This window comes from Neobacillus jeddahensis (assembly GCF_000612625.1).
GTDB classification, from domain to species: domain Bacteria; phylum Bacillota; class Bacilli; order Bacillales; family Cytobacillaceae; genus Neobacillus; species Neobacillus jeddahensis.
Window position 1 is genome coordinate 149814 of sequence record NZ_CCAS010000004.1, and the last position, 8940, is coordinate 158753.

Here is an 8940-nt window from a genome sequence, read left to right on the forward strand (position 1 = left end):
GCAAAAAAGGAAGGACGCATTTATCATGCGCCCTTCCTTTTTTCATTAGAACAGTTTTAGAATGATGCTATTTTCTATTCCAACTTAAAAACCAAGAATGGCTTTGAGCATTGAGGTTGTTTCACCGCCATGATAGATGACATATAACAACAGATACACAGCAACCCCTGTTATGGCAGTAAAAAACCATATGAAACTAGTGATTGGTCCTAGCTTTCGATGAGTGGCTAGTTTATTTTTATACCCTGTGGTTAACGATGCAATCCCAAACACAGCCCCAATCGTAGCCAGTGTAATATGAAACACTAGAAAGATTGTGTAATAGATCTTAATATCATCAGGTCCACCAAATGAAGTGTTCCCAATAAACAGCGTTCTTGATGCATAAATGATAAAGAAAATAAGAGCAAAAACTCCCGCAAGAAACATTGTTTTTTTATGTGCATCAATTTTTCTTTGTTTTATTTGCCACCAGCCAATGGCAACCATTATTGCACTTAGTACAATAAAGGAGGTACTAATCGTAGGTAAAACAGGTACAGAATTCATTTATTTTTCCTCTCTTTTCAAATGTTCTACCCTCATTTTAGTTTAGTTCCCTTTCCATTTCAATTAATACTTATTTTATAAAGAAAACTCGCCGATTGGCGAAGACAGAGGCGTAGTTGCACTTATGCATAATAGGAAAGTTTATACTTTCCTATCTGCCAAAAAAACCCCCAATTGAATGGAGGTTTTATTCAACCAATGGAGGATTCAATATTTGTTTGTTCAATTCACGCTCAGATTCTTCTTGATCTTTCCGATACCATTCAAAAAATACTTGCCCTAATACAACGGAATAAATCACTTCTTGAATAATTTTCATCACGACGCCGCCCAATCGTTGATCTTCAACTAATGACATCGAGCTAAATAACTCTGGGCCACTAATATTCAAATTGGCAAACGTAGATGACCCTACACATAAGCTCATAACTTGGCTCCAAACTTTCGGGTCATGGTATGTGGCATAGAGAGAGGTATCTGAAAAAATGATTAAAGCACAGGCAGGAGTGATTAAAATACCGTTTCCAAAGATATAGGCAACTTTTTTAATTCCACTTAATGGTTGATATTCAGGAAGCGGACTAATTAATGACCACCACAAACCGATTGCTAAAACAAATAACAAAATAGAGTAGCCTGCATGGAAATATAGGTTCTGCATAACATGGTCAAAAATTAGTGGAATATGATAAAAGGAAAAGAAACCGTTAAATAAGATTACTGCAACTATAGGCTTCGTAAAAAACTTAAATGAAGAGTTTATTCCCCGCACATTTAGGAATGCTCTCCATAGCCAGGTAGGAATTGATAAAATAAACAACGGCGGAATTAAAAAGACTAAAATTACCATCGTTATCCCGTGAATGTAAAACAATAAATGACCCATTAAATCAAGCGGTGAACCTTTAATGGCATACAACAAAATGATAGCTGTTAAAAATAAAGAAGCTTGTTTTACCGTTAATGGCTCACTGTCTTGAAACTTTTCTCTGAATTTAATCGTGATAAGAAAATAAGCAGCTGTTAGTGCCATTAATAAGAATAAAAAATACGGGCTCCAAAGGGCTTTAAAACCAAAAATATCTATCGTAAGCACCTTGATCTCACCTCAATATATAGTAAAAGACTTGTCTTTATTATATCCATAGAATTTTCAGGATGCAAAAAATCGAATTCAAATAATGTTCTATAGCTAAAAAGAAAATCGGCTTACCGCCGATTTTCTTTTTTACCATTACCACCAAATAATGGTGGAAAATGCCAATATTGCTGTTAATCCAACAAACAATCCACTAAATAGGAAAAGTGTTGGCGCTTCATGACCTTTATGACTCATATGCATGAAGTAAAATAACTGAAATACCACTTGAACAGCGGCAAGTAACAGGATAAAAGGTACTGTAAACCATGCCGTAAATCCTTTCAATGCAACCGAAGCAAATGCTACCAGTGTTAAGAAAATCATTAACGTAAAGGAAATAACTTGATAGCGCATTTCCTCTGCGCTTTTTTTGCGGCGATATTCTACATCAACTCTTGGGTTCCCTGAGCTTAATGGCTGATTTGTCATCTTATCCCACCATCCCCATTAAATATACGACTGTAAAGATAAATACCCAAACTACGTCGATAAAGTGCCAATAAAGGCTAGCAACATAGAACTTTGGAGCATTGTAAAGACTAAGTCCCCGCTTAGAGTTCCTAATCATCAAGGTTAAAATCCAACATAAACCAAAGGCAACGTGGCCACCATGAAAGCCAACAAGTGAGTAAAAAGCTGATCCAAACGCACTGCTAGTAAATTTATGACCTTCATGTACATAATGTGAAAATTCATATACCTCAAGACCTAGGAAACCTAAACCTAATAACACGGTAAGTCCTAGCCAAAGCATCATTTTCTTAAAGGCAAAGTTTTTCATATGATACATTGCATATACACTTGTAATCGAACTAGTTAATAACAACATCGTCGCAACAAATGTTAGTGGTAACTCAAATAAATCCTTTGCCAAAGGTTGACTTGTATTTGGCACCTTATCTTTTAGAGCAAGATAGGTAGCAAAGAGAGTTGCGAATAGAACAGTCTCTCCCCCTAAGAATAACCAAAAACCTAAAAATTTATTTTTTGCTTCAAGGGTCGATTTCTCCGGCTCTGCAGGCCATGTTTCATACGTCATTTTTTCTTCAGCGTGCATTATGCCTTAGCCCCCTTTTCATCCTGTAATTCTTCTTTGTGAATATGGAATCCGTGGTCATCTTTAATCGAACGAACAAACATGGAACCAAACGTTACAAGTAAGCCAATAATCAATACAGGTAATGCCCATGCTTCTTTATCCACATGGTACATCGCACCAAAAGCAGCAATGAATAGACCTAGTGCAATCATAAATGGGATGAAAGATCCATTTGGCATATGAATATCACCAAGTGGTTCAGCAGGTGTCATCCCTTTTTTACCGTCCATTTTTTCAATCCAGTAAGCATCTAAACCGCGTACAAGCGGAAGTTGTTTAAAATTATAAAATGGTGGCGGTGATGGAATGGACCACTCAAGCGTTCTTCCATCTTCCCATGGATCATTTCCGACTTTAACATTTTTCACTGATGTCATAATAATGTTATAAAGCATAACTAGGACTCCAATGGACATAAATGCTGCACCAATCGAACTTACCATATTCGCAGTGTCAAACCCTTGTCCTGGAAGGTAAGTGAAGACACGGCGCGGCATTCCCCAAAGACCCAAGAAATGCTGAATAAAGAATGTTAAATGGAAACCAATGAAGAAGAACCAAAAAGTTACTTTTCCTAATGTTTCACTTAACATTGTGCCAAACATTTTTGGCCACCATAAATGTACCCCTGCAAGGATGCCTAATACAACACCACCGACGATAACATAGTGGAAGTGGGCTACCACAAAGTACGTATCATGATACTGATAATCAGCTGCAGCTGTAGCAACCATTACCCCTGTTACCCCACCCATTACAAATGATGGAATGAAACCGAAAGCATAATACATTGGTACCGTGAACTTAACGCTCCCGCCCCACATCGTGAATAGCCAGTTGAAAATTTTAATACCCGTTGGTACCCCAATAGCCATTGTCGCTACAGCAAAGATGGCATTAGCTACAGGTCCTAAACCAGTAGTAAACATATGGTGAGCCCATACCATGAAACCTAAGAAACCAATTAACACGGTTGCAAACACCATTGATGAATATCCAAATAGACGTTTTCTTGAAAAAATCGAAAAAATTTCCGAGAAAATACCAAAAGCAGGAAGTATTAAAATATAAACTTCTGGGTGTCCAAAAATCCAGAAGAGATGCTCCCAAATAACGGTATTACCGCCCATAGTTACGTCAAAGAAATTTGCTCCAAAAAGACGGTCAAACATCATTAATGTTAAGCCAACTGTTAATGGAGGAAAAGCAAATAAAATCAAGGCAGAAGCTACGAATGTTGTCCAAGTAAATAACGGCATCCGCATATATGTCATACCAGGTGCACGCATATTAATAATCGTTACAAGGAAGTTAATCCCCCCGATTAAGGTACCAATCCCTGATATTTGTAATCCTAATACATAAAAATCAATCCCATGCCCTTTGGAATGAAGTGCAAGTGAGGCATATGACGTCCACCCCGCATCTGGGGCACCACCCAAAAACCATGAAAGGTTTAGGAAAATTCCACCGAAGAAGAATAACCAAAAACCTAATGCATTTACAAACGGAAAAGCCACATCACGTGCGCCAATTTGTAATGGCATTACCGCATTCATAAAAGCAAATATCAGCGGCATGGCTGCTAAGAAAATCATCGTTGTTCCGTGCATGGTGATAATTTCATTAAACGCACCCGCACTAACAAAGTCATTATTTGGTACTGCAAGTTGGATACGGATAAATACTGCTTCAAGTCCGCCTACTAAGAAGAAAAATCCACCTGCAATCAGATATAGGATGGCAATTTTTTTATGGTCGACTGTTGTTAAAAAGTCCCACACTGTTGCGCCAAATCCTTTTTTTTGAGCAATGGTACTCACAATTTTACCTCCCTTTCAAACAATTCCCCTTTTATTCCTGAACTTTTAGGCCCATTAAATATTCTGCTACTGCATCTAATTCTTGATCATTCAATTCTTTATACTTACCAGTCATCATATTACCTGGTTTATACGTTTCAGGATTTTGAATCCAATTTTTCAATTCTTCTTTATTGTGATCTAGAATCCCAGCAACTCGAGATCTGTCACCAAAATTTGTTAAGTTTGGTGCTAGACGAGCAGTTTCAGGCATTTTGTTTGCTGGTGTTACAGCATGACAGCCAATACAACTTTGATTAAAGATTTCCTGTCCTTGTGCAGCTAAATCTGTGTCTGCTTTTTGCGGTTCTTTAACATCTTGCATAGCAGTTACCCAGGCATCAAATTTATCCCGACTCATTGCTTTTACTTTGAAGTCCATTAAAGCATGTGATGGACCACAAAGTTCTGCACATTTTCCATAAAATAGATTTCCAGCTTCGTTCGAACGTTTATCATCGAATTCTAACCAGAATTTATTAATGTTTTCTGTATTCGTGTCTAATTTACCGCCAACTGCAGGAATCCAGAAAGAGTGCTTTACATCCATCGATTTAAGATTAAAGTAAACCTTCTCATCAGTTGGAACCACTAATTCCTGACTCGTCACAATCTTCTGACCTGGATACTCAAAATCCCACCAATATAAATGTGATCTTACGTTAATAACTAATGCTTTCGAGTCTTTTTTATCCATTGGTGACACGTCTGCAAGCTTAAATGTTGCAGCAACAGTTGGTACTGCCAAAATTAGAAGTAACAGAATTGGAATTGTTGTCCAAATAATTTCTAATTTATGGCTTCCTTCAACTTGCTTAGGAATCCTGTCGTCTTTTCTTTTAAAACGAACAAAAATTAATACAAAAATGATCATTACAATTAGGATTACTCCCACCATAACATAGGTACTTAATTTCATTAAATCATATTGCATGTCTGCAACTTCACCGGCTGGTGATAACGCTGAAACAAATGGTTTACCACATCCGGAGAGTACAAGCGCTAATAACGCAAATAACGGAATCAGACGCCATTTTGCAAGCCTTTTCATAGCTTAATCAAACCCCTCTTTCACTAATGAATTCTAAATGATTTTGTGCGGACAAAGAAGTATGTAGGATGATTCTTCTTCATTAATAAAAATCAGGTCAGTTGCTTTACACAGTAAAACTCATCTGCCCCACTGCCTAACTTTTATTAAGGAGGCGAAAGGTTATTTTAGCCCCCTCCCGCCTAGAAGAATCGTAAGCAAAACTAAATTAATGTAACTATAACCATGGCTACAAAAATAATAGTTAAATATTGCAGAGAATAAACAAACATTAGTTTTGCCCACTTAATGTCATCTTTGATCCTATATCCATAAATCCCTAATACTAGCCAACCGACATTTAAAACGGTTGCTAGAATCAGAAATGGGATTCCTAATTTAGTCAAAAAAAATGGGATTGGCAGCAGTGCAGTTACCCAGACTAAAATGTGTATTTTTGTTACTTTAAAGCCCTTCACTACTGGGAGCATGGGGACGCCAGCAGCTCTGTATTCATTTACTCTTCTCATTGCTAGAGCATAAAAATGTGGCGGTTGCCAAACAAACATAAGAACAAACAAGGCCCATGCCATAATATCTAAGTTTGCATCAACTGCTGCCCAACCAATTAATGGTGGAACGGCACCCGAGATACTACCAATAATTGTATTCGACACTAACTGCCGTTTAGACCAAAGCGTATAGAGGAAAACATAACTAAAAACTCCAAGCAGTCCAATTACTGTTGCAGTCATCGTAGTAAAGAATAAACACAGTGTTCCCAGACCAATAAGTATAATACCTAAAACTAAGACTTTTGCGGGAACTATTTTCCCTGTTACAGTTGGTCTTGATTTTGTTCTTTCCATTAGAGGGTCTATATCCCGATCCACATAATTATTGATAGCACATGAACCTGCAATAATTAGCGAAGAACCTGCAACTGTAAAAAATACAATATCTAGATTTCCTAAAAAGCTTATCCCTGAAAAATGAAGGGCTAGCCATAATCCCGTAAATGTTGTAATTAAATTAGAATTTACAATTCCAATTTTGATAAGAGCCATAAAATCTTTCCAAGCAGTTGTCTTTTCTATCGTTGCATGAAGGCTGGCAGTGCCATTTTCTATGGCAGGATCCCCAAAGCCTTTAGTGTTGGACATAAATCTCTCCTCCTAATCCTTACTAACAAATATTCACTATTCTAGTGTGAACAATACTCACTTAATTTACGTCATCTCTAATAGAAAGCAAAAATATTTAAAAGTTCATGAAGATTCTCTTATTACTCGTGACAATGAGCAATCCGAAAATTCAGTTGTAAGTAGTGATTTTTAAAACACTTTCTCTGTATATTAAATCACACTTTTTGATGTTTTTGTGAACTTTTTTTGAATAATTTTAAACTAAATTGTGACAACAGCTGAATTCGATTGATTTCTTTCCAATTAACATTTATTGCTGTGTAGATAATTGTACTTATTCTCAGTTTTTCATTGAATCAGGTGCTTAAGACATTCATTTCATATTATTTTATTTTATAGCTTCTAAAATAGAATCATTCTAAATAACTAGTTTTATCTTTATTTCTAACAGAATTAAACTGAAGTTTCAACTGTTTTCACTATAATAATAGTGAAATATTTATATTATTCATCTACCACTATTTAATTAAAAAAGATATCTAAAAAACTATGATGAAATTCTGTTCTTTTTGACCTTAATTCGTTATGATAAATAAGGACTTTCAAATCTAGTTACTTTTGCATTCATTATACTGTCAAGTTTATCCAATGACAAATTATTGAACTTTAATAAGAGGTGAATTATTTGCGACGTTCTTTGAAGTGGTTGGCTGTTGCCACTACAATCGGAATGATATTTATTTTAATTGGTGGTGCCTTAGTCACAAAGACTGATTCTGGAATGGGCTGCGGTAGGTCTTGGCCATTATGCGAAGGGAAGCTTGTCCCATCAGAAATAACACCAGCATTAGTCATTGAATTGGCACACCGCCTAGTGTCCGGTGTTGGCGGCATCATGGTTCTTGTCCTATCAGTTTGGTCCTGGAAGGCAATTGGTCATATTAGGGAAACAAAGTTTCTATCCTTACTATCCTTCTTCTTTCTAGTTTTACAAGGATTGATCGGTGCAGCGGCAGTTATCTGGGGACAATCCAGTTTTGTACTTGCACTTCATTTTGGTATCTCTCTCGTTTCTTTTGCAGCCGTTTTCTTATTAACCATTCTTATTTTTGAAATCGATAAGAAGTTTGATGCCGAAAAACTTTACATTGATAAGCGAATGGGGTTTCACATTATGGGGGTGTCGATCTATAGCTACCTTGTAATCTACACAGGTGCTTTAGTCCGCCATACGAAGGCAAGTCTTGTATGTCGCGATTGGCCATTATGTCTTAATGATGCCCCATCATTACCAACCAACATGTATGAATGGGTACAAATGGGCCATCGGGCTGCAGCTGGTCTCATCTTTATCTGGATAGGCTATATTTTTTATTTAACAATTCGTCATTACAAAGAACAAAAGGTCCTTTATTGGGGATGGATGATCGCTTTCATCCTTGTTTCTTTACAAGTAATTGCTGGGGCTCTGATTATTTTCAGCAGACTAAATCTATATATCGCTCTCTTACATGCTTTTTTTATAACTTGTTTGTTCGGGGTATTAAGTTATTTTCTGCTTTTACACTCAAGATCAAAGCGGAATTACAAATAAAGAAGTTGCCGGTGAATCTCCGGCAACTTTTTTATTATGATTTCTTCAATTCCAGTAACAGGTCACCTGTCAAAATTGTATCTCCATTTGAAACAAATACCTCTTTAACAATCCCAGAGAACGGGGCCTGAACAGTAGTTTCCATTTTCATTGCTTCCGTAATCATTAAATGATCACCACGTTCAACCTTCTCCCCTTTTTCTACTATTACTTTAATGACTGTTCCTGGCATAGAGGCAGAGATGTGTTGCTCATTTTTCAAATCTGCTTTCAGCCTTGTTACAATGGTTGATTTGATACTTTCATCTTTTATTAATACCTCACGGGGTTGTCCATTAAGCTCAAAGTAGACGATCCTTGTGCCGTCAGCTTGTGGTTGGCCTATTGATACGAGCTTTACTATTAGTGTTTTTCCTTTTTCAATTTCAACTTCTATTTCTTCTCCAAGCCTCATTCCATATAAAAATGTCGGTGTATCGAGCATCGAAATATCGCCAAATTGTTCGACCGTCTTCATATA

9 protein-coding genes are annotated in these 8940 nt (G+C 36.7%); 1 reads left to right on the top strand and 8 read right to left on the bottom strand.

What is annotated here, in order from left to right; translation table 11 throughout:
* Positions 1–84 precede the first annotated feature (84 nt).
* The 7 genes from TY15_RS03290 to cyoE all read right to left on the bottom strand — a co-directional run bounded on the left by TY15_RS03290 (position 85) and on the right by cyoE (position 6844).
* The gene (locus tag TY15_RS03290; protein ID WP_040204778.1) at positions 85–549 is read right to left on the bottom strand and encodes a DUF420 domain-containing protein; all 465 of its coding nucleotides are present in this window, start codon (positions 547–549) and stop codon (positions 85–87) included.
* A gap of 187 nt (positions 550–736) precedes the next feature.
* Positions 737–1645 carry a cytochrome c oxidase assembly factor CtaG gene (ctaG, locus tag TY15_RS03295; protein ID WP_040204776.1) on the bottom strand — a complete coding sequence of 303 codons (909 nt, stop codon included), beginning with the start codon at positions 1643–1645 and terminating at the stop codon, positions 737–739.
* A 138-nt stretch (positions 1646–1783) separates the two neighbouring features.
* The gene (ctaF, locus tag TY15_RS03300) at positions 1784–2119 is read right to left on the bottom strand and encodes a cytochrome c oxidase subunit IVB (RefSeq protein ID WP_040204774.1); all 336 of its coding nucleotides are present in this window, start codon (positions 2117–2119) and stop codon (positions 1784–1786) included.
* A gap of 1 nt (position 2120) precedes the next feature.
* Positions 2121–2747, bottom strand: coding sequence for a cytochrome c oxidase subunit 3 (locus TY15_RS03305; RefSeq protein ID WP_040204773.1), 627 nt, complete (start codon positions 2745–2747; stop codon positions 2121–2123).
* Positions 2747–4612: a cytochrome c oxidase subunit I gene (ctaD, locus tag TY15_RS03310; RefSeq protein ID WP_040204772.1), complete on the bottom strand. Its 1866-nt coding sequence runs from the start codon at positions 4610–4612 to the stop codon at positions 2747–2749. Before ctaD ends, TY15_RS03305 begins: the two co-directional genes overlap by 1 nt.
* Positions 4613–4643: 31 nt before the next feature.
* Entirely contained in the window at positions 4644–5702 is a 1059-nt protein-coding gene (gene coxB / locus TY15_RS03315) for a cytochrome c oxidase subunit II (protein ID WP_040204770.1), read from the bottom strand.
* A 203-nt stretch (positions 5703–5905) separates the two neighbouring features.
* Complete coding sequence (gene cyoE / locus TY15_RS03320; protein WP_040204769.1) at positions 5906–6844, bottom strand: heme o synthase; 939 nt, start codon at positions 6842–6844, stop codon at positions 5906–5908.
* A gap of 667 nt (positions 6845–7511) precedes the next feature.
* Here cyoE and TY15_RS03325 point away from each other — a divergent pair.
* Complete coding sequence (locus tag TY15_RS03325; protein WP_040204768.1) at positions 7512–8420, top strand: COX15/CtaA family protein; 909 nt, start codon at positions 7512–7514, stop codon at positions 8418–8420.
* A gap of 34 nt (positions 8421–8454) precedes the next feature.
* Here TY15_RS03325 and TY15_RS03330 read toward each other — a convergent pair.
* The coding region (locus tag TY15_RS03330; protein ID WP_148335996.1) for a biotin/lipoyl-containing protein at positions 8455–8940 on the bottom strand (486 nt) is incomplete at its 5' end.

What these genes read in the sequence shown, in the direction of transcription:
- coxB (WP_040204770.1), bottom strand. Translation starts at nt 5,702, where the DNA reads ATGAAAAGGCTTGCAAAATGGCGTCTGATTCCGTTATTTGCGTTATTA.
- TY15_RS03305 (WP_040204773.1), bottom strand. Translation starts at nt 2,747, where the DNA reads ATGCACGCTGAAGAAAAAATGACGTATGAAACATGGCCTGCAGAGCCG.
- cyoE (WP_040204769.1), bottom strand. Translation starts at nt 6,844, where the DNA reads ATGTCCAACACTAAAGGCTTTGGGGATCCTGCCATAGAAAATGGCACT.
- ctaF (WP_040204774.1), bottom strand. Translation starts at nt 2,119, where the DNA reads ATGACAAATCAGCCATTAAGCTCAGGGAACCCAAGAGTTGATGTAGAA.
- TY15_RS03290 (WP_040204778.1), bottom strand. Translation starts at nt 549, where the DNA reads ATGAATTCTGTACCTGTTTTACCTACGATTAGTACCTCCTTTATTGTA.